The organism is Sporolactobacillus caesalpiniae, from assembly GCF_040513385.1.
Taxonomy (GTDB): domain Bacteria; phylum Bacillota; class Bacilli; order Bacillales; family Sporolactobacillaceae; genus Sporolactobacillus.
In genome coordinates this window covers 472,755-496,769 of the sequence record NZ_JBEVCB010000003.1, presented here as the reverse complement: position 1 = coordinate 496,769, position 24,015 = coordinate 472,755, and the positions used below count along the sequence as shown (strand labels likewise).

The following is a 24,015-nucleotide window of genomic DNA, read 5'->3' as shown; positions in this document are numbered from 1 at the left end:
GGCTGGCCCAGCTGGATTCGAACCAGCGCATGACGGCACCAAAAGCCGTTGCCTTACCGCTTGGCCATGGGCCAAAAACAACTATGTATGCAAGCACACACTGTTTTTGTCATACCTTGCCTAGATGGCGGATCCGATCGGACTTGAACCGAAAGCTTCTATACGGCAAATTCGCATCAGCTGCCGCATCACGGATCCTCATAATTATTAAAAATATTAATGGTGACCCGTACGGGATTCGAACCCATGAACCCACCGTGAAAGGGTGGTGTCTTAACCGCTTGACGAACGGGCCATAAAATGGCGGAGAAGGAGGGATTCGAACCCTCGCACGATTTACACCGTCTACTCCCTTAGCAGGGGAGCCCCTTCAGCCAACTTGGGTACTTCTCCATGGCTCCACAGGTAGGATTCGAACCTACGACCGATCGGTTAACAGCCGATTGCTCTACCACTGAGCTACTGTGGAATAAGTGGCTCAAAAACAGAAGCATATGCTATTCTACACTGTGTCGACTCATTTGTCAACAGCATTGTGAAAGTCACAATCGCTCGTCCTTTTGACGACTTAAATAATTTAACACAGAGTCAATATCTTCGTCAACCCTTTTTTTCAATCTTATTTAAAATGATTCATTCGTGTTTGGCTGATCAAACGAATTGAACCACTGCAAACGCCGCAAACATAACGTTTCGTATCCAGTTTTCTTTTTCTGATGAAGCTCGTCCCGCATGCCTCACACTGATAACGGTAGCGAATGCCCGAGCACGCGCGCATGCTCGGGATCGCTTCACAAAAACGTGATCCGCCGACCTTCTCAAGCAGCAAGCGAAAATCAGAATCTCGATGGCGATATCCCTTGCCGCATAGATGCAGATGATAGTGACATAATTCATGTTTAATTATCTTAACAAATGCGTCCATGCCAAAATAGTGCAGCTGATGCATATTAAATTCAAGCCGATGCGAGTTCAGCAGATAGCGTCCTCCAGTTGTCCGAAGACGCGAATTGAAAATCGCTTCATGGCAAAATGGACGATGAAAGCTTTCCAAAGACACCTGTTCAACAAGTTTCTGAAGTTCGTCAGTAGTCATGACCTCACCTCCACACATCTGTTAACTTTTGCTGCTTTCCTTCGGAGCTACCATGGTCAATGAAATTCTACCCTTTTCTATATCAATTTGTTCTACCCAGACTGTCACAATCTCTCCGACACGAACAACGTCGAGCGGGTGCCTGACGAAGCGTGCAGCAAGTTTTGAAAGATGGACCAACCCATCTTGTTTCACACCAATATCGACAAAGGCTCCAAAGTCCACGACGTTGCGAATTGTTCCTTCTAAACGCATTCCCGGTCTCAAGTCTTCCATTTTTAATACATCAGTCTTCAGCAGCGGTTTTTTCAGATCGTCGCGAGGATCGCGGCCGGGACGGATTAGCGCTTCAATAACGTCGCTCAAGGTAGGCACACCTATCGAGAGCTCTACTGCTGTTTGTGCGACATCCAGAGCCTTTAGCTTGTCAATTAAAGCCCTTGTGCCGATCGAGTCAATCCCGCAACCGGCTTTCTTTAATAGTTTACCTGCCACACCATAGCTTTCCGGGTGGATCGCTGTATTATCCAGCGGATTCATCCCGCCGCCGATTCGTAAAAATCCCGCCGCCTGTTCAAAGGCACGCGCGCCCAATCTTGGAACCTCTTTAAGCTGGGTGCGGCTCTCATATCTGCCGCGTTTCTCTCGTTCAGCGACAACGTTTCCAGCCACTGTCTTAGACAGCCCCGCCACGTATTGGAGCAGTTGCGTTGAGGCAGTATTGACATTAACACCCACTTGATTGACAACTGTCTCCACAACAAACTGAAGCGATTTAGCAAGAGCGCGCTGTGACACGTCATGCTGATATTCGCCTACGCCAACGGACTTCGGATCCACTTTTACGAGTTCCGCAAGTGGATCCTGAAGGCGCCTTGCAATGGACACAGCGCTTCGTTCTTCAACATGCAGGTCGGGAAACTCTTCCCGGGCAAGTTTCGATGCTGAATAGACACTCGCGCCCGCCTCATTAACGATCATATAAAATAGTTTTCGATCGGACACCTGCTTCAGCGTTTCAGCAATGAACGACTCGGTCTCACGTGAGGCAGTACCATTGCCGATCGCGACAATGTCGACATGATAGCGATCAATCAAATCCAAAACTGTCCGCCTCGCTCCGTCCGTATCTGATTTAGGAGGTGTCGGATAAATAAGTGAGATGTCCAGAACCTTTCCGGTCGGGTCGACAACGGCAAGCTTGCATCCTGTTCGATATGCGGGATCTACACCGAGCACCGTTCGTTCCTTCAACGGTGATTGAAGAAGCAATCCGCGAAGGTTTTCTGAGAAAATATGAATCGCCTGTTGTTCCGCCTTTTCAGTCAGCATTTGTCTTAGTTCGCGTTCAACAGCAGGCGCAATTAGCCGCCGATAAGCATCCTCAGCGCAGTCGTTCAAAAGTTCCCTTGCTGTCGTCTTTTTTCCAGGATTCAATGCCCGCTCAATCGAGAGAAGGATCGCTTCTTCAGGAGCACCAATGGAAATTTTTAGAATATCCTCTTTTTCACCGCGATTAATTGCTAAGATTCGATGAGGTACTATTTTCTGTATGCGTTCTTCATATGCGTAATAATTTGCATACACTTTCTTCTCGTCTAACTCCGGATGCTTCGCTTGGACCCGAATCGTCCCTTGTTCGGCGGTTCGGTTTCGCGCAAATGCCCGTAATTCGGCTCGTTCCGCTACGCGTTCTGCAAGAATATCTTGTGCGCCTTGCAGGGCAGTCTGCACCGAATCCACTTGGCACTCTGCAGAAATATAATGTTCGGCCTCATGTTCGATGGACCCCGTCGGAAACTGCGCAAGCCAATCAGCAAGGGGTTCAAGCCCCTTTTCTTTTGCGATTGTCGCGCGCGTACGCCGTTTCTGCCGGTAAGGAAGGTAGAGATCCTCCACCTCCTGCAGAATCATCGCCCGTTTAATCTTCTGTCTGAGGGCATCCGTCAGTTTGCCCTGTTCCTCAATGCGATTGATCACTTCGTCTTTTCGTTTATCTAATTGCTTGCTATATGTATATGATTCGTGTATTTTCTCAATTTGAACTTCATCAAGCCCGCCTGTCATCTCTTTCCGGTAGCGAGCAATAAAAGGTATGGTATTGTCTGCTTCCAAGAGCTGAACCGTGCGCGTGACTTGCGGCGCTCCGATATTCAGTTCCTTTGCTATATGTAAAATGACTTCTTCCATTTATAATCGTCCCCTTCACGTTTATCATATCAGAAAACGCATCGATACGTCCGAACCTTTTGGATAACAAAAACAAGAAAACATGCCTGTTTCAAAACGATGCGCCCGGTGCGGAACTTTATCTGGGCAGTTATGATGAGTTCTTTGATCGCGTGCACCTGTGCGTTCGATAAAATGCGTTTATCGGTCTCTTTGAGAACAAAATGGCTAACGCGATTCAATCACGTCCCTAGTGTAGCTATATCACTGGGGACTTTTTCCCGCTGAACTGTTTCCTTGATGTTTTATCGATAGGATTCAGGAAACGTGTTGGAATGAATTTTCCAAAATCCATCAAAATGGTCTTTAAGGATCTTTTTGATAATTCCGCTGTCTGGGTTCGCCATGTCCTGCTCCTTCTAAAGTTTTACAAATAGTTTAACGGAGAGTTATCCACAAGTCGATATTCTATAATTTCCTAGACAAATAAAAACAGCCCGTCCCGTACCGAGCTGCTGAATAACATTTTCTAATAGTGACTGGATATGCCAATCTCATCTTTTTGAGGAAGATTGGCCCTCAGCTTGCGCAACGCGTTTCTCTGCAGCCGTGATACATGCATTTGCGAGATGCCCAGTCGTGCGCCTGTTTCCTTCTGGCTTAAATTTTCAAAATAAGTACACATCAAAATGTCTTTCTCACGTTGCGAGAGTACCTGAAACGCCTTAGTTAAAATCAATTTTTTATGCACTTGCTCATAGCCGCTGTCCTGCTTCCCGACTACATCCAGCAGGGTCATGGCCGCGCCTTCTGAATCGCCGTCAATGCGCGAATCTACGGATAACGCGTTGTATCCCCGAGCCATTTCCATGGTTTCAAGCACACTTTCCTCAGTCTCGCCTATCGCTTCCGCAATTTCTTCTATATTGGGCGAACGCTGCAATTGGCGCGTTAGTGTTTCGGTCGCCTTTCGAATCTTCGGGCTGAGCTCTTTAACACGTCTCGGCACATGGACACTCCACGTTTTATCCCTGATATATCGCTTTATTTCACCAACAATAGTCGGAATGGCAAACGATTCGAAACTTCCGCCGACAGAGGGATCAAAACGTTTGATTGCAGCGATCAAGCCAATCATTCCGACCTGACATATATCTTGGCGGACATCACTGTTTTTCGCAAACTTATTGGCGAGCGCACCAACCATCCGTTCATAATGAAGAATTATCTTTGTCTGCAACTGTTCATCATCAGGATTCTTCTGAAATTCAGCAATCCATCTTTGAATTTCACTCTGTTGTTGAGACTTTGTTGGCAATACGTTCCACCCCGTCTCTGCTAAGAAACTTGATCATTCGGACAGCAACGCCGCATTCTGTGCTGATCGTTACTTGATCCATCAGCGCATTGATTAAAAAGAGTCCCAGCCCTCCCTCATTTACTTCGTCAAGGTCCGCATAAGGATCAATCGGCTTAAGCTTTTGGAGCGCCTGACTGGCGTCAAAGCTCTCACCATTATGAATAACCGTAATCGTCAATGCATTCTCGCCGCATTCCATGACAATCTTGATCTGCCCGGTTTCCATTTGTTTATATCCATGACTGACCGCATTGGTGCATGCCTCTGATACCGCCACTTTGATGTCCTCAATCGCGTCAAACGAATAACCCATCCTGCTTGCCGCTCCGGAACTAGCAAGCCGCGCGATACTGACAAATTCGGGTTTTGCCGGTAGTGTAAGCCGAATCACATCTTTCGTTTCAGTCATCTGCATTCCCCTCGCTTGTTTGTGCCCTATTCAAAAGATCACTCAGTCCGGTAATCTCAAAAAGTCTTTTGATTCGTGGTGTCATTCCCGTAACGGAAAATCTGCATTGATGCTTAGATGCAGATTTTAACGCCGCGACAATCACGCCAAGCGCCGTGCTGTCCATATATTTCGTTGCATTTAAATCTAAAGTCAAATTTCCTCCATGGATCTCTGTCAGGGGAAGCAAGCCTTTCTTCAGCTCCGGTGCTGTGAAAACGTCGATTTCTCCTTCAACAGCGACAAGATACAGATTGTCTCCCTTCACTTCCCGCTCAATTGATATATTCATGCCCATCCTCCTGTACCCTATCATCTTTAATGCTTAATACCCTCTTGTTTCGTTCATCAAACTTAAAATTTCATCGCAATAAATGTAAAATCATCCGCAAACGAAAATTGCTGCATCTTTTTTAGTTCATACATCACGTGCCGCACAATACGCGCAGCCGGCAAATGCATCGAGCCGCGAATAAGTTCCACGACCTGTTTGCGTTCAATAAAATCATGATCTTTCCGGATCTCCGTTACCCCGTCAGTCAGGAGAAAGATCATGTCGCCGGGATCAATCTTTCGGGAATACTCGCTGTACTGCGTATTCGGCGAAAGTCCGAGGGATAGTCCTCTTGCTTGAAGATCGATAAAGCGATTCTCTTTTGCAGAATAATAGAATCCTGGTTCATGCCCCGCAGAAGCGTTTGAAAAGATATGCGTTGCGGGATCATAGACACCATAAAACATGGTGATGAACATACTTGGATCTACATTGCGTTCAACGACGCGGTTCAAGCTTGAAAGAATCGCCGATGGTGCTCCCGACTTATTTTCAGGGAGGCTGTCCATTGCATACTTAATCATCGACATACACATAGCCGCAGGAATGCCCTTTCCGACTATATCGGCAATTGTTACAGCGAGGCGCCCGTCGTCATTAACAATCCGGTAATAGTCCCCGCTCATCTTCTTCGCCGGCACGCTGACCGCACCGATATCGGCAAAGGAGCAGCTTGGCAACTCGCTTTCAATCAGTGCTTTCTGCACCTCAGCGGCAACATCAATCTCCGTGTCCAACTGTTTTTGCCTATTCTTAAGTGCTTGATGTTCCCTGTATTCATTACTGTAGCCCGACATCATTTTCATTAAAAAATTGAGGGATTGAAGCGTCGCTTGATCCGGATTTGCAAAGGTCTGCTCTAATGCGTCTTGATGCATCCCAACCAGTTCATCAGGAGACACATCCTGTTCATGCAAGAATTCGCTGAGTCGCTCAATTTCCTCAACACTAAATGTTGAATCCTGTGCGACATAACGCGCAAGTAAATCCCGGTACGCAGTCAGCCGTGGTTCATCTTCGATCATTCCCACTATTCCCGCTCCCTTCGAGTAGCCATTGATTAACACTTTTCTCAATTATGAAAATTATTAGTATAAACGTCACTAAACTTCCAGGTTTTTTCTCGTTTTTGGTAGTACTCGATTCAAAGATATCGCTATCATTAATTATTTCATGTATCGCGGCCAATGGCAAAAAATACGAATGACAAATTTCATCACAAATTTCGCTCGTATCCGATTTGTCGAATGCCGCTTCCTCTTCACTTCATTTCTGAGATGAGAACAATTGAAAATCAGTGCTCAGCGAGCGAAGATTCTCTCCACAAATAAACAAGTGCGCCTTCTCCAAAGTGAAGGCGCACCTGTTCCGTACCATTTTTTTATTATAGCAATTCAAAAATCAATGAGACTGAGACTGATTTGAATCGCTTTGTTGACTCGACTCATCATTTCTTCATCTAAATGCGTGATTTTATCCGTCAGCCGCTGCTTGTCAATGGTCCTGATCTGCTCGAGCAGGATAACCGAGTCGCGATCAAAGCCGTATCTTTTCGCATCGATTTCCACGTGAGTCGGCAATTTGGCTTTTTGAATTTGGGCAGTGATAGCCGCCACCACAACCGTTGGGCTAAAGCGATTGCCAATGTCGTTCTGGATAATCAAAACCGGGCGCACACCGCCCTGTTCCGAACCAACGACTGGTGAAAGATCAGCAAAATAGACGTCGCCGCGCTTAACAATCACTCGTTACACCCCGCTGACGGAGCGTTCCATAGTGACCTCTGCCTCCTCCTCAGCAAGAAAAGCCTCAGAAGCAATGTTAAGATTGATTTTAGCCATTTCCATGTAGCCCTGACGCATAATTTCACGGACATAGCCTCTGTTACGCTCACGCAGATACAATCTGATTGCGCGATGGAGAAATTCACTGCGGTTCATCTTGTCCCGACTCGCCATTCCATCTATCTCATTCAGTAAATGTTGCGGCAAACTCAGCATGATTTCTTTTAACTTTGATTCCGACATGCCTGCACCCCCACCACTTTCGCCAGAATATATCTTTTTTTGATCTAAAATTTATGTTACCATTTCAAAATTAGTTTGCAAAGCTATTTTCGCCAAAAATCGAGTATTTTTATGCCTAAATGTGAAATTTTTTTCATTTTATGGCGTTTTTCCGCCTATCATTTTACATCCGCGCCGGAAAGAATCGGATTGCAGATCTCTATTTTTTTCCCGTTTTTCCAATAAACTCTTGGAACGCGAGGATGAATGGTGCAGGTGATTTCATAATTAATCGTCTGCAGCTGCCGAGCACGCGCGTCTGCTGTGATTTCCTTACCGCCGTTTTCTCCGATCAGGGTTACTTGCGTCCCTTCAGGATATGCGTGCGGAAGCCGGCACATGAACTGATCCATACAAATCCGTCCGACAATCGGACATCTTTGTCCGTCAATCAGAACATCGGTACCTGTCAGGCCCCTTAACCAGCCATCCGCGTAGCCGACCGGTACTGTACCGATCCATTCATCCTCTGCGGCCTGGTACGTTGCTCCATACCCGACAAATGATCCGGCCTCGATCTTTTTCACATAGGTCAAACGACTGTGCAGCGATAATACCGTCTTGAGTGGAAAAGGGAGCTGCCGCACCATCTCCGGAGACGGAGACAAGCCGTACATAGCGATTCCATAGCGAACCATGTTAAATAAATGCCGTTTCTCTGCAGGGTACTTCAAGGTCGTCGCACTGTTTCCGCAATGAATCACGGCTGGATTCACGCCAAGTTCACGGATCCAATCCACCATCATTTCAAAACGCGTGTACTGTTCATTAAAATAAGCTTCATCTTCCTGATCAGCAGTCGCAAAATGTGTAAACATGCCTTCGATCACAAAACGCTGATCAAGACCAGCCTCGCGCACGAGCGCTGCGGCTTCTTCTTTATTTCGAACACCGATCCTGCCCATGCCCGTGTCGCAGGATACATGCAGAAATACCGGTTCTTCTTCTTTGTAAACGTTTCGTGCCTGTCTCACCCATTCCTGGTCGGATACGGTCAGAGTAATGTGTTCTTTAGCCGCAAGTCCTGCATGCTGAGGAGGGATTGGGGACAACACTAAAATCGGTGCTTCAATTCCTTGCTTGCGAAGCGCGAGCGCCTCATCAAACAAGGCGACCGCGAGCCATTCCGCCCCGCTTTCCAAAGCCGCATGCGCGACCTGCAAAGCACCGTGTCCATAACCGTTCGCTTTGACGACGGCCATTAGCGCCACGTCTTCAGGAATACGTTCTTTCATATTCCGCACATTGCTTGTCACTGCATCCAAATCAATATCCGCCCATGTCTCTCTATAAAAAGAAGTAGCTTCCATTGTTCCCTCGACCTTCCAATCTTTTAGAGAAGTTACCGTTGCCTTATTATCGGACGAAGAACGTTGCTATTCATTTCTTCTTGTTGCCCGAATTGGGGTTCATGAGTTTGACTCGCGTAATCCCTTTCATTCGACACGGTTTTCCCTTTCTATTTAATCACTTCTTAAAAGAAAACGGAAGATCGTTTCCATGTAAAAAATTCTTTCTGTTCCTAGGCTGTGCTGTCGAATAACGGTACACCTTGATTTCTCCACGTCTATAGCAAAGATGATGGTCATTGACGTTCTAGTTCGGTGAGTCGCAGGATATGCGTTACAAGATGCGACTCCAAATCAACCTTGTACTTGAATTGACACTTCAGCTGCTCGCTTGCCGCAGGCGATCCGGAAGCCTCCTCAAACAGACAATTATCTGCGGGGTCTCCCTTGGCTCGCGGTTTCGTGTCTCGAACGGACAAATTGATAAAATGCCGCTTAGCCCAGTATCTGCAGGGCCAAATTGATTATCTTTTTTTCCCTTCAAAAAAAAGAGCGCCCGATCGCAAGGAACGGGACGCCGGCACTTCGTGTCTATTTAGTTAAGGTTCCATTGACAGACTGCGCGATGGTCATCAACTCGTTCTGAGTCAATTTGTCCGAAGCAAGATAATAGTCTGTTCCATTATGAGACCAAGAAAGTGATTTATTGCCAATAGAACCGATAGCAAAGCCGAGATTCTCAGGATTTCCTGTCGCAAGTGTAGGCACGCTGGATAAGGCGGTCTGGCTCTTCGTTTCAATGAGCGTGAATGGTTTCTTGCCAGCGTATTTCAGAACATAACGGTCACCAATCTGAGTGGATTCCGGTTTCACCGTCGCAAGTTTCGTTCCCGAAATAACTGCTGTCGGGTACAAAAGTTTAAGCGACGTTTTATTCTCAGCAGCAGTTGTCTGACTTTTTGAAATGCGGGCTGCCGTCATATTCTGCTTCACATCAAAAGTCTTGTCCGCAATCGACGGATTAACCTTAAAGGTTTTGAATTTCACCGAGACCACGACATTTTGATCCTTATCCTTGATCTGCACATTTTCCGGTGTCAGATCTTTTTTAAGAGAAATGCTTTGGTTTGCGAGCTGTGTCGTATTGTAGTTGGTTTTGGTTTTAAAAACGTAATGATTATCTTTTGCCGTGAATCCCGGATTCGGGTCATTCAGAATATCCTTCGCCAGCGAATGATAGAGATATGCTTGGCTTCGGTTATTCGGCCAGTCACTGTCAAAGCGATAACTCTTATTCAATTCGGGAGTCAGAACAAAGACGCCCTCTTTATTCTTCAAAATCATCTGTTTGTTTTCTTTCTTTCCGTCACTGAGTGCCACTTTGTAAAAGTTTGGCTTCTTATATGAAATGTTGACCTGATAGATTTGTTTCTTACCATTATGCTGAAAAGTCATGACCGCGTCGGTCGTATAGCTGTTAATGTTCTCATAGCGCTTATTCAAATCATTGATAACATCTTTTTCCGACTTGGTGCCGCATCCGCTTAATAGTGCCATAATTAGAAACGCGCCAAGACATAATGCCGACCACTTTTTCATGTATCTCCAACCCCTTTGCCTCTATTCGGTGACAAAGGAGGGACAACTTACCTACCGGCTACCTATATCGCCGTAAAGGCTGTGCAGAACAGGAGGAATCGCGTCAATAACATCAGTCGCTAATACGTCGAGCAAAGAATGTGTATGACGGACAAGCGCGTCCGCGACGGCGCCATGCAGATAGACCGCGTTGCACGCGGCATCCATCATCTGCTTGTGCTGCAGGAGAAACGCAAGCAAGATGCCGGTCAGAACATCCCCGGAACCGCCTTTGGCAAGTGCCGCGTTGCCCGTTGAATTGACCACCTGTCGACCGTCGGGCGCAGTCACCAACGTATACTTGCCTTTTAATACAAGATACACATGATACTTTTCTGCAAACATTTTTGAGATCGTGAATCGATCGCTTTCGATATCTTTTACAGACATACCCATTAAAAACGCCATCTCGCCGGAATGCGGCGACAGCACAGCGGGGACATTGCGCCTCCGAAGCAGATCCAGATGATTTTTCAGATGAAAAAGTCCGTCCGCGTCAATGACGCAAGGCATCGCACCGCTTTCTTCCACAATACGCCGAACGAGCAGGCCCACGTGATGCACACGTCCAAGACCGGGACCAATGGCAACTCCGGTCAATCCTTCAAGGCTAATGGTGTCTCGTGACAGAAACATCGTCTCAGGCAGACGTCCCGCGACGATTGGTCGGATCGAGTCAGGCACACTGACCTTTAACAGACCGATTCCTGAGCGCAGCGCCGCCTTAGCTGAGAAAAAAGCAGCGCCCGGCATCTCGGTTGCGCCGGCAATCAATAATCCTTTTCCATGTGAGCCTTTATGCGAAAAAGGATCACGTACCGGTAACGTACGAACAACATCCGCCCTCGTTCGTAATTCGCGCCGGACACCAGCTTTCCTATATGCCAACCTTGGGATACCGATCGGAAGCACGCGAACGGTACCGAAGCAGCGCGCGGCGTGCTCGACGAACTGAGCCAACTTTGGACATTCCAGAGTCAGTGTCCGGTCGGCGATTACCGCTGGATGGGTAAAGGATTCGCCGCTGGCAGGAATACCGCTTGGAATGTCGACAGATACCACTTCCGCCTTCGACTGATTGATCTGACTAATGACCTCACTATATTCGGGATAAGGCGCCCCATGAACACCGGTCCCAAGCAAGGCGTCCACAATCAGTTCTGCCTGTTCTAAGTGTCTTCGAAAGCTCTCTTGATCATCTTTTACCTGCATGATCTTGCCGCCGCTCGCGAGATACGCCTTCATATGGTAAGCAGCATCTCCGGTAATTTTCTCCGGATCGGCCACCAGCCATGTACTCACGCAAACCTCACTGTCGAGCAGCAAGCGCGCAATGACAAATCCATCTCCGCCATTGTTCCCTTTGCCAATTACGACAGTAACTTGTTCTCCTGCTTTCAAATCCGGTTCGAGCGCCGCATAGACGGCTCGACCCGCGTTCTCCATAAGCACCGGTCCTCCCAGCCCGATATGCGCTATGGTGTACTGATCAATGTTCCGCATTTCTTCACGTGATACAACGTGCACAATAGTCCCTCCCAGCGTAGTAAACTATATGAGACAAGGTTGGTTAATATGCAGACTAGCATGACAAGCTTTCAATAATCACAAATGCCGCTGCCGAATGCTCCGTGTGCGTAATCGACACATGGATCGTCTCATCTGTCGATGTACGGTCTTTAAGCAGTGGTTTCCCAAACAAATCGTAGCTAATCGTTAGATCCTGAAAAGATACAGTCTGTCCAATTCCGGTACCTCGAGCTTTCGCATAGGCTTCTTTCACCGAAAAGTGTCCTGCCAAATATTCCACTTTACGCTTATCGCCCAGTGTCTCAAACTGTTCGCGTTCACTCTGTGTTAAGACGCGGTTGATAAACGGGGGATGATGAATCTGTTTTGCTATTCGTTCCAGTTCAATGAGATCAACACCGATTCCTTTAATCATTCGTTACGCCCGCCTCGCCTCTTCTTAATAACGGTCAATTGTTTCTTTGTTTTTTTTCAGATTTAACCTTTTCATCGTGTACCAACTTTTAACGAAATCTATGCTATATCTTCCCGTGACAAAGCTATGTGTAAACCTGCTTCTCAAAGGATAAGATGTTACCGGAGTGCCGCTTGACGATTCACATCATTACAGGGAGCGCTTTATTACTACCACTGACGTTTATTTTACCCTATACTTAGTACAAGATCATTCCTCAAGGGGGTACCATACTGCTTTGTTTATACGAAATGAACCGTTCAAACTCTTTTTAAAGCTTTATCCGGTCACCGCGACCATCCTTGCCATCAATCTGTTGGTCTACCTAATGTTTGTCGTAACAGGGACATGGCAGCTTGCGCCGGAGTTCGCGTATCACGTGTTTGATTTCGCTGCAGGCTCGAATGATGCGATCCTGAACAATGGTGCGTGGTGGCAGTTGGTCACACCGATTTTCTTGCATATAACATTCTCGCATATCTTATTCAACGCGTTCTCTCTCTTTATCTTTGGTCCCGCGCTTGAAATGATGCTGGGAAAAACACGTTTCGCGACAGTCTTTTTGGCAACAGGCGTGATCGCGAACATTGCCGCTCTTTTCCTTGAACCGGCAGGGTTCCGGCACTATGGAGCGAGCGGCGCCATTTTCGGCTTGCTTGGTATTTTCATTTATCTCGTTATTTTTCAAAGGGAGCGTATCTCGCGACAAGATCAAACGATTATTTTTGTCATCGTCCTCGTCAACCTGATCAGTTCATTTATTGGCGCAGACATTGATGTAATGGGACATTTGATCGGTTTTCTTTCAGGATTAGTACTTGCTCCTCTGCTTTTTTACACAAATAAGAAAGTATAAAAAAATTAAAGATTCAAGGAAACGAGTGTAAGTGGTCCGAAAAAACCCCGCGTCCTGCGGCTCACCGGGCACTAGGCCGTCCATGGCCGTCGCAACTAAGGCTTCGCCTTCGCCAGAGGCTTGGCGAAGCCAAGTTTTCTAATAAAAGACCTGTTTAAAGTGGGGAACCGATGACGTAGGCTCTTGCTCTTCTATGAAAAAGTTTGTTTTTTGTTCAAAAATTGTTCATAATAGTGTTAGTTATTATAGAGTCTGTTCGAAAAGGAGGACAAAAAGGACCAAGAAGATCAAGGAAGCGCAGTCTTGAGCACCGGAGCGTATAAAAAAATACGTGAGGAGCGGAAAGGCAAGCTGACACAGAGATTCGCCGGTAATTTTTCCCGGACTTTTTGAACATCCTCTTATATCTAAAGATTTCCATTTTGAAAGGAGCTCCTCTTCATGGCATTCGTCATTACTTCAGCCTGCGAAAATGAAAAAGCAGGTGAGTGTATCGAAACATGTCCTGTAGATTGTATCGTAGAAGACCAGTTACAAATGTATATCGATCCCGATGTCTGCATTGACTGCGGCGCTTGCGAAGCGGTTTGCCCGGTCGAAGCGATTTATCCGGAGGATGAAGTACCGGAAAGTGAACAGAAATACATCCAGATCAACCGCGATTTCTTTAAATCGAAATCCTGATTCTAAGATACGAATCCCCCGTCTGCGTAACGCGCAGGCGGGGGATTTACTTTAAGGTAATCATTTTAACGGTTGCTATGCGGATGCCTTCATCCACCTGAACTTTCACGGAACGGCATCTTTTAATGATGCGGGTAGGCGGAAACGACTTTCGCGCTTTCAGTAATCGCCGTTAATATCGTTGCCCGCGCTTGGTTGGTCATTAGATTGGCTTTCGCGTACATGTTTCCGGATTGCGCCCTGACATAATGAGGCTTGAGTCGATTCAGACTTAGTGCGTAGACATCGAGTCTGCACGTTTCACAATGGCAAGAGATCGATAGATTTTCCCACTGCTTATCAAGAAGATCCTTTACGGCAGCTTCCATGACGTTATGTACAGCATTCATGGTGAGTCCTTCTTTCATATGACGAATCTTATGTTTTTATGTATAAAAAAATCATGCCGCGCTCTCTCTGAATCGTAGCACAGAACTAAAGCTTACTCAAGATCATTTGGAATAATTGTCCATTATCATTTTGGCGCAGTTCATTGGTGTCATTCGAAAAACGAAGCAAAGACGTCACCCATAAGCGGTGACGTCTTTATCTTAATAAGTGAACCCTTTCATTATTCGAGAATCTTGACTTTGACTGTCCGTCTGCCCCATTGCAAGGCAGTGGAGTTGTCGTTAAAGAATACATCAATTTTTCGACCTTTAATCGCGCCGCCGGTATCTCCTGCAACCGCGTAGCCGTAGCCTTCCACATAGAGTTTCGTTCCGAGCGGAATCACTGAGGGATCGACAGCGATCACCTTGGCATTCGGGTTTTTCAACAGATTGATTCCGGTTGCGGTTGTTCCGGAACATCCCGTGCAGCGAGCTGTGTATGCTGTACTATTAGCATAAAATTCTTTAACTGCCGCAACCGTCTCCGATTTTCGGATCACCCGTGTTTTCTTGACCGGCTGACTGGTTGCCTGCTTGCTCGCGAACTGTGTCTGATCTTTTTTCGGCGTATCCGTTGGAGTGGCAGTTGCTATATTTTTCGGATGACGGAGCAATTTCTCAATACTTCTCCATGTCTTAGGACCAACAATTCCATCGGTTCGGATATTTGTTGCTTCTTGTAACGCGAGCACACTATTTTCAGTCCGCTCCCCAAAGTAACCGTCAACAGGAAGCGTCTTGAAACCTATTTCTTTTAACATTTCTTGAAGATAGGCGACTTCATTTCCATTGGAGCCTCTGGATAAAAGATCCATATTCTTATTAATGTATGCGATTAGTGCTGCTTTCGTCTGTTCCCCGACAATCCCATCGACCGTTAAATTATTATTCTCTTGAAACTGCTTTACCGCTTTTTCCGTAGTGCCGTTGAAATAGCCGGTTGACTTCGCAATTGGATAATTGCCTGATGATTTTAAAATAGATTGGATTGTTTTCACTTCATCACAGCGCATGCCTTTATAGAGAACAGTGTCATTATTCAAGTGCGCAGCCGCGAGCTGTGGCATCATAATGAATGTGGATGTGAATGTTGCCGCCACAGCAGCGCTTTTTGCAAGTGCGGTCCCGCTGTACATTGATGTCTCCTCCCATCGTTGATCTCTTCTTTACTACTATGAGAGCTCTTGGAGGAACATACTTTACATTTATATGACAGGACAGGACATTCATGCATTCCTGTAAAAAAAGTGATCTTGTCTCGATTCGCTTTTGAAAAGATCCGAATAAATGTTAGATGCAGACTGGGTTCCACTGCATTCAATTAGGTTAATGAAAAATAAAAAACTGAGAAACACACGATGGGGTTCTCAGTAAAATAGAAGCATAGTTATTTTTTACTCGCGAGGGCTTTATCAATCGCTTGTTTCAGTGCCTGATAATCTTGTCCACCGTCAATCACCTGTTCGTTAACAAAAATCATCGGCGTGCCCTGAACGCCAAGGGATTCAGCAATGGCGTTATCCTTGTCTACCTCAGACTGTCGCGATTTAGTGTCTAAAGCACTCTCAAACGCTTTACTATCAATGGAGGGCACAGTCTTCTTGGCAATATCTATGAGCAGTTTCTTCGTAACCCATTGCTCCTTTTCATTCTTTTGCGCGTCAAAGATCGCTTTATGGAACGCCCAGAACGCTTTCGGGTTTTGATGATACACCTCTTCAGAAGCATTCGCAGCAAGAACAGATCCAGGGCCGAGAATTGTATAATTAATGTAATAGAAGCTGATCTTGCCGGTCTTCACGTACTCCTTATTGATTTTAGGAACCACTGTCTCTTCGAATTCCTTGCAATACGGACAGCGATAGTCGGAGAATTCGACTACCTTTACAGGCGCGTTGCTGCTGCCAATGAATGGTTGGTCTTGGTAGTCAATACGCGCCGCCTGCTCCGTCCGATGCGTTGGCTGTTTCTTTTTCGGTTTCGCCTCATTGCGATTCTGATTGCTTAGGATCATCATCACGATCGCCCCAATCAGTACAATCACGATGATGGAACTAAAAATAACAATCCTGCCTTTTTTCGGATCTTTTGACTCATTAGAAGGACGACGTCCGTTATCTGACATTTTCTCACCTCTAACATTTTATTAGCTGTTTGCCTTCAAATTGCTTATGTATCTTCTACTATTTTCCTATTTATTATGATCTGCCGACAGACGAACGGCAACACCTTCGATACTTTATAATAACAGGTTGCCTGTCCATTCATCCAGCAAACAGTATTATTTATTACCTAAACCTTGAATTGAAATCATTAACATTTAAAAAGTTGCTATAATTACTTGTCGTGTTGACCATGCTGTTGGTGAAGAGCGCCATATAAGGACTTTAGATCATTAGGTAGGGCTGTATTATGATGGAACAAATTCAATCTTTATTTTTTACATACGGGTATTTCTTTGTTTTTCTTTTTCTTTTTTGCGGATTGATCGGTATTCCCGCAGCAGAAGAATCTTTTCTGCTTTTTGTCGGCGTCACCCTTTCACAGATTGCTGCCTCCGATTATCGGCTGAGTCTTACGCTCTGCATTCTTATGGCAGTACTTGGCGCATCATGTGGTATGATCAGTGCCTACTTCATCGGCTATTACATTGGCGAGCCATTCATGATGCGTTATGGAAAATACATCGGATTGACTGCAAAGCGTTGGAAGGTTGCCCAGCACCGATTTCAACAGCACACGTTTCTAGCGATCATCGCTGGATACTTTATCCCAGGTATCCGGCAAATTAATCCTTATTTGGCAGGACTAAGCCATGCGCGTTTCGCCTCATTTCTGCCCGCAGCAATTATCGGAGCGTCGGTCTGGTCGTCTCTATTTCTTCTTCTCGGTTATTTCATGGGCAATCAAATTCATCGACTGCTTGGTCTTGGCTTATTTCATATCATCCTGGTCGGGGTTGTCCTTTTCATTGGATTTATTATTATTACCGTTGTCCAGTTCAGGAAGAAGTGAAGGGATAGAAAAAAACGGCCTTCACGGCCGTTTTTGCTTCACTATTATTGGAACAGAGATGCGATTGCGTTGAAAATTGCGGAGAAAAAGTCGCCGATCGCTTTGAAAACTTTTGCTAGAAATCCTTTTGTCTCACCGGAATTCGCCAGTTGATTCACTTTGTCCTTCAACTGCTGCATCTGATTTCCAACCTGACCCCAATCAATGTGCAAGGTACGCATCTTATCGAAAAGATCAACTAGCTTCTGAATATCCGCGTCACTCAGCTTAACGTTTACTTGACTCGCAGCATCGCGAACTGCCTGTTCCACATCTGCTCTAGACTGCGGTTTATTTTTGGCAAGGTTATCTTTAATTGCGGTCACGAGATCGGCAGCTTTCTCCTTGCCGACACCGTCCTTGTTCGCCAGTTCGGCAGTGGTCACAACTTCCTCATTGGCGACTTGTTTTTTTGCTTCGGGAATGACTTCCCCGGTCTTCGCTTCATACGCTTTAATCAATCCGGTCAGCGCCGCGGTACCTGAAACCGGAAAAGGAGCGGTCACATAGACGTCGGCATCCTTCACGCCGGCAGTCGCCAGTGCGTTGATGTACATATCCTTAGACACATACGTAATATTATGCGTGCTCGCGGTCAAACCTGAGCCCGATTTTCCGATGGTGATTTTCGACGAGCTGATCGCGCGCGTGCCAATCTGAGCCGGAGAGAGATATTTATCGAGATATTTATGTTCTTCACTGTTGTTGACAGTAATGATTTGAGCTGAGTTAGAATCGACATCCATTTCGTTCAAAATGGACTGCCGCTGATCCGCTGTTAAATTTGCGCCAAGTGTTACCACGACATCTCCTGTGGCCGCATCAGCAGAAGCCTTTGTCGGCGCAAAAGCTGAGAGCGCGAGAATACCAGCAAAGACAAGCATACTTGCTTTCCCAAATTTCATCATTTTGTTCCTTTCCGGGGTCCCGCCCCAATAGATGTACCTCTATTCTATTCGCATGCGGCGTTCACTAGTTCAACGTTCATCAGCAAGCAGCGAACGCAAACCGCCGGTTAAAAAAAACCTGAATCATTGGTTCATTCTGGCCGCTTCTATGACATACATGCGCGATGATTATTCCGCATCGGCAATTTCAAAGTCAATAGCCAGCGAATCGATCATTCCGACTTCTTTCAAATAGGTCACACAAGCCTGATGTTCCGGCGAAGGTGTGTAGAATTCATGGTCTTCTTTGGAACGAAAACGTGTTGTCAGTGCCATCGAATAGCCCTTGCCACGTGTTGAATAGTTTTGTCCGGCCTGAATATCAATTATTCCGGGCAGCTTGTCGCTCAACGCGCGCAGCCTGCGTGCGCCTTCCTCTTTTTGCGCTTCCGTTGTTGTATCGCTGAATTTAAATAGTACAATGTGTTCAATCATTAGTAACCCTCTTTTCAACGTGTCTCTAAACTCGTCCGTTCCTATGATAGCATTTTTTCACCCGTACGTGCTTCTTTTAAAGATCTTCACATAGATGAATGAAGGATTACATACAAGACGATATCATTCCTAATGTATGCGGTTTATAATGAACGGTAGACGTGAGGTGTGCAGCAACCTGTACGAAAAAACTACAGATCGGCGATCACCTGCTAAATCAGTACAGCAGCCGAATTTGAGGTTAGATCGAACCCGTGGAAAGTTGAACCCAATCCCCGGGAAGTTCAACCGATGAGGAGAAAAGTTGAACCGAAGACCAAAAGTTCATCCTAACGAGTGAAAAGTTAAACCCAAGCCCTGGGAAGTTCAACTCAAAAGAGAAAAAGTTGAACGCTGATTCTTTTCTCTGAACGCTGATTTTTTTCTCTGAACGCTGATTCTTTTGCCTGAGCGCTGATTTTTTTCTTTGAACGCTGATTCTTTTGCTTGAACAATGCAAAATTGATGGTCTCTTTTACTCATGCATTTTTACTGTGCACTTCGTCTTTACCACGCAACAACTAGAAACCTTTCTAATTAATCTGTGGTTCATGAATCAGCAACTTATTTTTAGAAGGTGAAGTGATTTCATGTATTGGAAATTAAGAATTCCGCTGTTCCTCTTTGTCATAGGTATCGTATCCGGGTTGCACCAAAAATTCCCCGAATTATTTCTTGTTCATGCTAACTATTTCATTCGAAGCGCCGTATTCATCGGACTGATCGGCATCATCTTCACCATTCTAGAAAGAACGAGAATCAATGAAAAAAAGGTGCATTTTATTATCGGGATTCTGCTCATCTGTACCGGTTATGCGTTTGACCGCTTAATGATTTGAAGAAATCTGCATCGATCATTCGGAGCTCTCAATCATGTATTCAATACAGCAAAAAAGAAAACCATTCAAAGAACGGTTTTCTTTTTACGTTTAAAAAATTACTCTGGCATTGTTTTCCTGTCCTGCCAGTTCCTGTTCTTTCTCTTTAATGTACTTAAGCAATTCTACACTCATTGAATAATGGCCCATTGGCGTGATCAAATAGATACCTCTGAAATGCTCCATTGCAGTGTCAATTAGTTCACGACAAATGTCGAGACTGATGGAGCGTACTTCCTCTTTTCCTCGAGCCGCAGCCATCCTGGCGCGCACCTCATCTGGCAAACGAATGCCCGGCACTTCATTGTGCAGGAACTCGGCGTTGCGAGCTGAAGTCAGCGGCATAATGCCGATATAAATCGGTGCGGCGATAGTTCGCGCCGCTTCACTGATTTCGATAATTCGCTCCTTATCGAAAACAGGCTGCGAGATAAAGTAATCGGCACCGCATTCCACTTTGCGTTCCAAACGCTGTACGGCGCGGTCCAAGTTACGTACATTCGGATTGAAGGCCGCCGCCACCCGAAATTGGGTCGGCTGTTTTAGACTTTTACCTGAATACGAAATGCCGCGATTGAATTGCTTAACCAGTTTGATTAGTTCCATCGACGAGACATCATACACAGACGTCGCACCCGGAAAATCACCAATTTTTGTCGGATCTCCAGTGACAATCAGAAGGTCATGAAGACCGAGCACATGAAGACCGAGCAAATGCGACTGAAGACCAATCAGGTTCCGATCCCTGCACGTGAGATGCACAAGCGGGGGGATCTGAAAACGGTCTTTAATCAGCTTGCCGATCGCGGTATTGCTGATTCGCGGTGAGGCGAGCGAATTATCGGCCATCGTGATCGCGTCCGCACCCGCATCTTCAAGCGCTTTTACCCCTCTGAAGAAGCCGGCGGTATTTAAATGACGCGGCGTGTCGAACTCGACAAATACAGAACGCCCTTGTAACACTTTTTCATAGAGCGGAGATTCAGTACTCGCACCTGATTCGTTCACTTTAATTACTTCTGGTTGTACCGTAACCACTTTTGATTCCAACGGCTCCAGTTCCAAGATCCCTTGCTTGAACGCTTGAATCTGCACAGGCGTGGTACCGCAGCAGCCGCCAAGCAGCCGAACCCCTTCATTGCGAAAATCGACCGCGTATTTCTTGAAATACTCAGGCTCATTTTCATAATGCAGCTTGCCTTCGCGATAATCGGGAAGGCTGCTGTTCGGGTAGGCAGATAAAAACGCTTTTTTTGGCAAAGGAATATCGCGAAGCGCTTCGATCATATGAAATGGCCCCAGACGGCAATTGGTGCCCACAATATCGGCGCCCAGCGCTTCCAATTGAGTCAGCGCATCAGACAAGGACATACCGCTCAGTAACACCCCCGGTTCCTGCATCGATACGTGCGCGATGATTGGCAAATCGGTTATTTTGCGTGCGATCTGCAGCACCTCGCGCAGTTCATCGAAATCATAGTAGGTTTCGAGCAAAAGCCCATCGGCGCCTTCATTTAGTAAAGCATCCGCTTGTTCCCGGAATCCGGAACAGATCTCTTTAATCTCCACCGATTGTTTCTGAAATCCTCGTATACCGCCGATTGTCCCAAATACATACGTCTCAGCAGTCGCTGCTTGCTTTGCAAGCTGCACTGCCGCGCGATTAAAGCGTCCCACCTCATGTTCAAGGCCATAACGCGCAAGTTTAACTTGATTTGCGCCATATGTATTCGTCTGAATAACATCGGCACCCGCGTTGATATACGCTTCATGAACATGGCGAACTTCTTCAGCTTGAGAGACATTAAGTTCTTCAAAACAGCGATCAATACCATAGGAATAGAGCAGCGTTCCCATCGCTCCATCGCCAATTAAAATTCTCTTCTTCAGTTCTTCACGTATCGACTGACGCATTATTCCCCACTCCCCACTGTCTCCTGAGCCCGCACATAGACAAGTGCGTCGCTAAAGTCACGAATCAAATCGTCCGCATCCTCAAGTCCGACGGACAAACGCAAAAGCCCGCTGCCAATTCCCGCTTTTTCACGTTCGTCTTCATTTAATTCCGCGTGCGACATTTTCGGTGGATAAGAGAGAATGGATTCAACCGCACCAAGACTGACCGCGAACACCGGCAGCTTGACATGGTTGACAAATAACCGAGCACTCGCTTCATTTTCGAGCTCAAAAGAAAGGACTGCCCCACCCGAAGTCGCTTGCTCGGCATGAAGTTTCGCCCCAGGATGATCAGTCAAACCAGGATAGAACACATGGCGCACCTCAGACTGTGCCGCAAAAAATTCTGCGATTCGCCGCGCGGAATCCGCAGATTTACGAATGCGAACGTCAAGCGTTTTCAGTCCGCGGAGCAGCAGCCACGAGTCTTGGACACCTAGGACGGCACCAAGCGCATTTTGAAGAAAATATAATTTGTCGGCAATCTCTTCAGAACCTGCAACCGCAAGCCCTGCCACAACATCGCTATGTCCGGAAATAAACTTCGTCGCGCTGTGCAGAACGAGATCCGCACCGAGTTCAAGCGGCCTCTGAAAAACCGGTGTCATGAAGGTGTTATCAACGAAAGTCAAACATCGATGTGCTTTGGCAAGAGCCGCAACTGCCCGAATATCCGTCACAGCTAATGTCGGATTTGAAGGCGTCTCAACATAAATCACTTTCGTGTTCGGTCTGATCGCCTGTTCTACTTCATCAAGATTCGTCGTGTCGACAAAGGTGTGCTCGATACCGAAACGGCCGAGTACTTGAGTCAAGATGCGGAACGTGCCGCCGTAAACATTTTTCGGAACAACAGCGTGGTCGCCTGCTGATAAGAGTAAAAAGGCTGTGGAAATTGCCGCCATACCCGAAGCAAACGCAAATCCGCGCACGCCTCCTTCCAACGACGCAATCGCATCCTCAAGCGCATCTCGTGTCGGATTGCCGGAACGTGTATAGTCATATTTTCCGTAATGGTCGAAATCCTTCTGATGAAAAGTCGATGATAAATAAACCGGTACATTGGCTGCTCCCGTTTGCGGATCAACAGCCACCGTTTCTTTAATTAGCTTTGTAGAAAAATGAAACGATTCACTCATGTGCGCCTACTCCTATCTTTAGCGTTTGAAATGCTTGATTTAAGTCACTGATTAAGTCATCCGAATGTTCAATACCGCTCGAAAGTCGGAGCAGCGAATTGGACAGACCGTACTTCAAACGCAGTTGTTCCGGAATATCCGCATGTGTCTGCGTTGCCGGATACGTTATCAGACTTTCTACACCGCCAAGACTTTCCGCAAACGTGATCAGCCGCAATGCCTTAAGAAAGGGCTCGACATAGTCCTGCTTGGTTAATTCAAAGCTGACCATTCCGCCTTTTCCCGGATAGAGTACCTTGGTCACAAGTGGCTGTTCCTTGAGGTATGCGACAATCTTACGCGCGTTTTCCTGGTGTTGGCGGATACGCAGAGCAAGCGTTTTTAACCCACGAATAACCAGCCATGAATCAAACGGATCAAGGACTCCGCCGCATGAATTATGATAGAGTCGCAGTTTCTCTGTCACTTTTATCTGATTAGAGATCACAAGTCCCGCGAGCACATCATTATGACCGCTCAGATATTTCGTCGCACTGTGAACAACGATATCAGCGCCCTGTTCAATCGGCCGCTGCAAAATCGGTGTGTAAAACGTATTGTCGACAATAAGCAGCAGATCATTTTTCTTCGTAATCTTTGCGATTTCCGAAAGATCGACTTCACGCATCAGCGGATTGGTTGGTGTTTCAATGAAGATCGCCTTTGTCTCCGGACAGACGAGATCTGTCAATTCATCAAGGCTTTCTCCATCCCAATAGGAGAAAGAAAGATGATACTGCTTGCTGAGAATGTCAAAAAAACGAAAGGTTCCGCCGTATAGATCCCTTGAAGCAATGATATGATCACCCGTACTGAATAATGAGAAAATGAGTTGAATCGCACTCATTCCGGAGCTGCAGGCAAAGCCTTCCTGACCGCCTTCAACATCTGCGATTGCTTTTTCAAGAATCGAACGCGTCGGATTTCCCGTCCGAATGTAGTCATAGCCTTTTGAAATACCAATACCTTCATGCCTGTAAGCAGTAGATAGATAGATTGGCGCGTTAACCGCACCGAGCTCGTCAAAACCATTTCCAATCTGCGTTAACTTTGTTTCTGTCTTGTATGAAGTCATATAATCTTCCCCCTTCACTGATACTGATCGCCATGTATGATGGATATGCCATGCGGGCAATGAAAAAATGGTAACAAAAACTTTGTTTCGCCTAGATC

At 46.2% G+C, this 24,015-nt stretch carries 25 protein-coding genes and 4 tRNA genes; 5 read left to right on the top strand and 24 right to left on the bottom strand.

Annotation, left to right across the window (positions count from 1 at the left end):
- Window positions 1-2: 2 nt before the first annotated feature.
- The 13 genes from ABWW58_RS08360 to alr form a co-directional block, all read right to left on the bottom strand.
- A tRNA-Gln gene (locus ABWW58_RS08360) sits at window positions 3-74 on the bottom strand.
- A gap of 146 nt (window positions 75-220) precedes the next feature.
- Window positions 221-295: transfer RNA gene (locus ABWW58_RS08355), tRNA-Glu, on the bottom strand.
- 6 nt (window positions 296-301) lie between these two features.
- A tRNA-Ser gene (locus ABWW58_RS08350) sits at window positions 302-393 on the bottom strand.
- Between the two features lies 1 nt (window position 394).
- Window positions 395-469, bottom strand: a tRNA-Asn gene (locus ABWW58_RS08345).
- A 150-nt stretch (window positions 470-619) separates the two neighbouring features.
- Window positions 620-1,096 carry a SprT family protein gene (locus ABWW58_RS08340; protein ID WP_353868669.1) on the bottom strand — a complete coding sequence of 159 codons (477 nt, stop codon included), beginning with the start codon at window positions 1,094-1,096 and terminating at the stop codon, window positions 620-622.
- Between the two features lie 21 nt (window positions 1,097-1,117).
- Entirely contained in the window at window positions 1,118-3,286 is a 2,169-nt protein-coding gene (locus tag ABWW58_RS08335; RefSeq protein ID WP_353868668.1) for a Tex family protein, read from the bottom strand.
- 508 nt (window positions 3,287-3,794) lie between these two features.
- Window positions 3,795-4,583 carry an RNA polymerase sigma factor SigB gene (gene sigB / locus ABWW58_RS08330; RefSeq protein WP_353868667.1) on the bottom strand — a complete coding sequence of 263 codons (789 nt, stop codon included), beginning with the start codon at window positions 4,581-4,583 and terminating at the stop codon, window positions 3,795-3,797.
- Window positions 4,555-5,034 carry an anti-sigma B factor RsbW gene (gene rsbW / locus ABWW58_RS08325; protein ID WP_353868666.1) on the bottom strand — a complete coding sequence of 160 codons (480 nt, stop codon included), beginning with the start codon at window positions 5,032-5,034 and terminating at the stop codon, window positions 4,555-4,557. Before rsbW ends, sigB begins: the two co-directional genes overlap by 29 nt.
- Entirely contained in the window at window positions 5,027-5,365 is a 339-nt protein-coding gene (locus tag ABWW58_RS08320) for an STAS domain-containing protein (protein WP_177184850.1), read from the bottom strand. The genes rsbW and ABWW58_RS08320 overlap by 8 nt, the downstream gene beginning before the upstream one ends.
- A gap of 62 nt (window positions 5,366-5,427) precedes the next feature.
- Window positions 5,428-6,432, bottom strand: a complete 1,005-nt coding sequence (locus ABWW58_RS08315; protein WP_353868692.1) for a PP2C family protein-serine/threonine phosphatase — start codon at window positions 6,430-6,432, stop codon at window positions 5,428-5,430.
- 369 nt (window positions 6,433-6,801) lie between these two features.
- Window positions 6,802-7,152 carry a type II toxin-antitoxin system PemK/MazF family toxin gene (locus ABWW58_RS08310; protein ID WP_093674775.1) on the bottom strand — a complete coding sequence of 117 codons (351 nt, stop codon included), beginning with the start codon at window positions 7,150-7,152 and terminating at the stop codon, window positions 6,802-6,804.
- Window positions 7,153-7,155: 3 nt separating this feature from the next.
- Window positions 7,156-7,434 (bottom strand): CopG family ribbon-helix-helix protein, encoded by a 279-nt coding sequence (locus ABWW58_RS08305; protein ID WP_093674774.1) that lies wholly within the window; start codon window positions 7,432-7,434, stop codon window positions 7,156-7,158.
- A gap of 158 nt (window positions 7,435-7,592) precedes the next feature.
- Window positions 7,593-8,783, bottom strand: a complete 1,191-nt coding sequence (gene alr, locus ABWW58_RS08300; RefSeq protein WP_353868665.1) for an alanine racemase — start codon at window positions 8,781-8,783, stop codon at window positions 7,593-7,595.
- A 320-nt stretch (window positions 8,784-9,103) separates the two neighbouring features.
- On the opposite strand from alr, the gene ABWW58_RS08295 reads away from it, so the two are divergent.
- Window positions 9,104-9,286, top strand: a complete 183-nt coding sequence (locus ABWW58_RS08295) for a hypothetical protein (protein ID WP_353868664.1) — start codon at window positions 9,104-9,106, stop codon at window positions 9,284-9,286.
- Window positions 9,287-9,353: 67 nt separating this feature from the next.
- On the opposite strand, the gene ABWW58_RS08290 is transcribed toward ABWW58_RS08295, so the two are convergent.
- From ABWW58_RS08290 to acpS, 3 genes are read right to left on the bottom strand one after another with little or no spacing between them, the layout of a single operon-like run.
- On the bottom strand, window positions 9,354-10,361 hold the full coding sequence (locus ABWW58_RS08290) for a LolA family protein (protein ID WP_093674771.1): 1,008 nt from the start codon (window positions 10,359-10,361) through the stop codon (window positions 9,354-9,356).
- 51 nt (window positions 10,362-10,412) lie between these two features.
- Window positions 10,413-11,927: an NAD(P)H-hydrate dehydratase gene (locus ABWW58_RS08285; protein ID WP_353868663.1), complete on the bottom strand. Its 1,515-nt coding sequence runs from the start codon at window positions 11,925-11,927 to the stop codon at window positions 10,413-10,415.
- Between the two features lie 55 nt (window positions 11,928-11,982).
- Window positions 11,983-12,345: a holo-ACP synthase gene (gene acpS / locus ABWW58_RS08280; RefSeq protein ID WP_353868662.1), complete on the bottom strand. Its 363-nt coding sequence runs from the start codon at window positions 12,343-12,345 to the stop codon at window positions 11,983-11,985.
- A gap of 277 nt (window positions 12,346-12,622) precedes the next feature.
- On the opposite strand from acpS, the gene ABWW58_RS08275 reads away from it, so the two are divergent.
- Together ABWW58_RS08275 and ABWW58_RS08270 are read left to right on the top strand one after the other, a co-directional pair.
- Window positions 12,623-13,240, top strand: coding sequence for a rhomboid family intramembrane serine protease (locus ABWW58_RS08275; RefSeq protein WP_353868661.1), 618 nt, complete (start codon window positions 12,623-12,625; stop codon window positions 13,238-13,240).
- Window positions 13,241-13,681: 441 nt separating this feature from the next.
- Complete coding sequence (locus tag ABWW58_RS08270) at window positions 13,682-13,924, top strand: ferredoxin family protein (RefSeq protein ID WP_093674767.1); 243 nt, start codon at window positions 13,682-13,684, stop codon at window positions 13,922-13,924.
- Window positions 13,925-14,046: 122 nt separating this feature from the next.
- On the opposite strand, the gene ABWW58_RS08265 is transcribed toward ABWW58_RS08270, so the two are convergent.
- The 3 genes from ABWW58_RS08265 to ABWW58_RS08255 all read right to left on the bottom strand — a co-directional run bounded on the left by ABWW58_RS08265 (window position 14,047) and on the right by ABWW58_RS08255 (window position 16,480).
- Window positions 14,047-14,313, bottom strand: coding sequence for a late competence development ComFB family protein (locus ABWW58_RS08265; RefSeq protein WP_353868660.1), 267 nt, complete (start codon window positions 14,311-14,313; stop codon window positions 14,047-14,049).
- A 221-nt stretch (window positions 14,314-14,534) separates the two neighbouring features.
- Entirely contained in the window at window positions 14,535-15,491 is a 957-nt protein-coding gene (locus ABWW58_RS08260) for a peptidoglycan-binding protein (protein WP_353868659.1), read from the bottom strand.
- 251 nt (window positions 15,492-15,742) lie between these two features.
- Window positions 15,743-16,480 carry a DsbA family protein gene (locus ABWW58_RS08255; RefSeq protein WP_353868658.1) on the bottom strand — a complete coding sequence of 246 codons (738 nt, stop codon included), beginning with the start codon at window positions 16,478-16,480 and terminating at the stop codon, window positions 15,743-15,745.
- Window positions 16,481-16,767: 287 nt separating this feature from the next.
- On the opposite strand from ABWW58_RS08255, the gene ABWW58_RS08250 reads away from it, so the two are divergent.
- Entirely contained in the window at window positions 16,768-17,370 is a 603-nt protein-coding gene (locus ABWW58_RS08250) for a DedA family protein (RefSeq protein WP_353868657.1), read from the top strand.
- A 44-nt stretch (window positions 17,371-17,414) separates the two neighbouring features.
- Here the strand turns inward: ABWW58_RS08250 and ABWW58_RS08245 are convergent, their stop codons facing one another.
- Both ABWW58_RS08245 and ABWW58_RS08240 read right to left on the bottom strand, forming a co-directional pair.
- Window positions 17,415-18,317: a DUF1002 domain-containing protein gene (locus ABWW58_RS08245; RefSeq protein WP_353868656.1), complete on the bottom strand. Its 903-nt coding sequence runs from the start codon at window positions 18,315-18,317 to the stop codon at window positions 17,415-17,417.
- Between the two features lie 168 nt (window positions 18,318-18,485).
- Window positions 18,486-18,791 (bottom strand): Dabb family protein, encoded by a 306-nt coding sequence (locus ABWW58_RS08240; protein WP_353868655.1) that lies wholly within the window; start codon window positions 18,789-18,791, stop codon window positions 18,486-18,488.
- A 629-nt stretch (window positions 18,792-19,420) separates the two neighbouring features.
- On the opposite strand from ABWW58_RS08240, the gene ABWW58_RS08235 reads away from it, so the two are divergent.
- Window positions 19,421-19,669, top strand: coding sequence for a hypothetical protein (locus ABWW58_RS08235; RefSeq protein WP_353868654.1), 249 nt, complete (start codon window positions 19,421-19,423; stop codon window positions 19,667-19,669).
- Between the two features lie 90 nt (window positions 19,670-19,759).
- Here ABWW58_RS08235 and ABWW58_RS08230 read toward each other — a convergent pair whose 3' ends face one another.
- Genes ABWW58_RS08230 through ABWW58_RS08220 form a run of 3 tightly spaced genes read right to left on the bottom strand, consistent with a single transcriptional unit; the run spans window position 19,760 to window position 23,917 of the window.
- A complete protein-coding gene (locus ABWW58_RS08230) occupies window positions 19,760-21,622 on the bottom strand; it encodes a bifunctional homocysteine S-methyltransferase/methylenetetrahydrofolate reductase (RefSeq protein ID WP_353868653.1) in 1,863 nt (620 codons plus the stop codon).
- Entirely contained in the window at window positions 21,622-22,803 is a 1,182-nt protein-coding gene (metC, locus tag ABWW58_RS08225) for a cystathionine beta-lyase (RefSeq protein WP_353868652.1), read from the bottom strand. The genes ABWW58_RS08230 and metC overlap by 1 nt, the downstream gene beginning before the upstream one ends.
- Complete coding sequence (locus tag ABWW58_RS08220; RefSeq protein WP_353868651.1) at window positions 22,796-23,917, bottom strand: methionine biosynthesis PLP-dependent protein; 1,122 nt, start codon at window positions 23,915-23,917, stop codon at window positions 22,796-22,798. The genes metC and ABWW58_RS08220 overlap by 8 nt, the downstream gene beginning before the upstream one ends.
- Between the last annotated feature and the right edge of the window lie 98 nt (window positions 23,918-24,015).

Bases quoted from the DNA above. Each gene is read 5' to 3' on its own strand.
- ABWW58_RS08290 (WP_093674771.1), bottom strand. From the start codon at position 10,361: ATGAAAAAGTGGTCGGCATTATGTCTTGGCGCGTTTCTAATTATGGCA.
- ABWW58_RS08250 (WP_353868657.1), top strand. From the start codon at position 16,768: ATGATGGAACAAATTCAATCTTTATTTTTTACATACGGGTATTTCTTT.
- alr (WP_353868665.1), bottom strand. From the start codon at position 8,783: ATGGAAGCTACTTCTTTTTATAGAGAGACATGGGCGGATATTGATTTG.
- ABWW58_RS08220 (WP_353868651.1), bottom strand. From the start codon at position 23,917: ATGACTTCATACAAGACAGAAACAAAGTTAACGCAGATTGGAAATGGT.
- ABWW58_RS08320 (WP_177184850.1), bottom strand. From the start codon at position 5,365: ATGAATATATCAATTGAGCGGGAAGTGAAGGGAGACAATCTGTATCTT.
- acpS (WP_353868662.1), bottom strand. From the start codon at position 12,345: ATGATTAAAGGAATCGGTGTTGATCTCATTGAACTGGAACGAATAGCA.
- ABWW58_RS08230 (WP_353868653.1), bottom strand. From the start codon at position 21,622: ATGCGTCAGTCGATACGTGAAGAACTGAAGAAGAGAATTTTAATTGGC.
- ABWW58_RS08340 (WP_353868669.1), bottom strand. From the start codon at position 1,096: ATGACTACTGACGAACTTCAGAAACTTGTTGAACAGGTGTCTTTGGAA.
- metC (WP_353868652.1), bottom strand. From the start codon at position 22,803: ATGAGTGAATCGTTTCATTTTTCTACAAAGCTAATTAAAGAAACGGTG.
- ABWW58_RS08240 (WP_353868655.1), bottom strand. From the start codon at position 18,791: ATGATTGAACACATTGTACTATTTAAATTCAGCGATACAACAACGGAA.
- ABWW58_RS08270 (WP_093674767.1), top strand. From the start codon at position 13,682: ATGGCATTCGTCATTACTTCAGCCTGCGAAAATGAAAAAGCAGGTGAG.
- ABWW58_RS08335 (WP_353868668.1), bottom strand. From the start codon at position 3,286: ATGGAAGAAGTCATTTTACATATAGCAAAGGAACTGAATATCGGAGCG.
- ABWW58_RS08255 (WP_353868658.1), bottom strand. From the start codon at position 16,480: ATGTCAGATAACGGACGTCGTCCTTCTAATGAGTCAAAAGATCCGAAA.
- ABWW58_RS08305 (WP_093674774.1), bottom strand. From the start codon at position 7,434: ATGTCGGAATCAAAGTTAAAAGAAATCATGCTGAGTTTGCCGCAACAT.
- ABWW58_RS08260 (WP_353868659.1), bottom strand. From the start codon at position 15,491: ATGTACAGCGGGACCGCACTTGCAAAAAGCGCTGCTGTGGCGGCAACA.
- rsbW (WP_353868666.1), bottom strand. From the start codon at position 5,034: ATGACTGAAACGAAAGATGTGATTCGGCTTACACTACCGGCAAAACCC.
- ABWW58_RS08235 (WP_353868654.1), top strand. From the start codon at position 19,421: ATGTATTGGAAATTAAGAATTCCGCTGTTCCTCTTTGTCATAGGTATC.
- ABWW58_RS08265 (WP_353868660.1), bottom strand. From the start codon at position 14,313: ATGAATGCTGTACATAACGTCATGGAAGCTGCCGTAAAGGATCTTCTT.
- ABWW58_RS08295 (WP_353868664.1), top strand. From the start codon at position 9,104: ATGCGACTCCAAATCAACCTTGTACTTGAATTGACACTTCAGCTGCTC.
- ABWW58_RS08315 (WP_353868692.1), bottom strand. From the start codon at position 6,432: ATGATCGAAGATGAACCACGGCTGACTGCGTACCGGGATTTACTTGCG.
- ABWW58_RS08245 (WP_353868656.1), bottom strand. From the start codon at position 18,317: ATGATGAAATTTGGGAAAGCAAGTATGCTTGTCTTTGCTGGTATTCTC.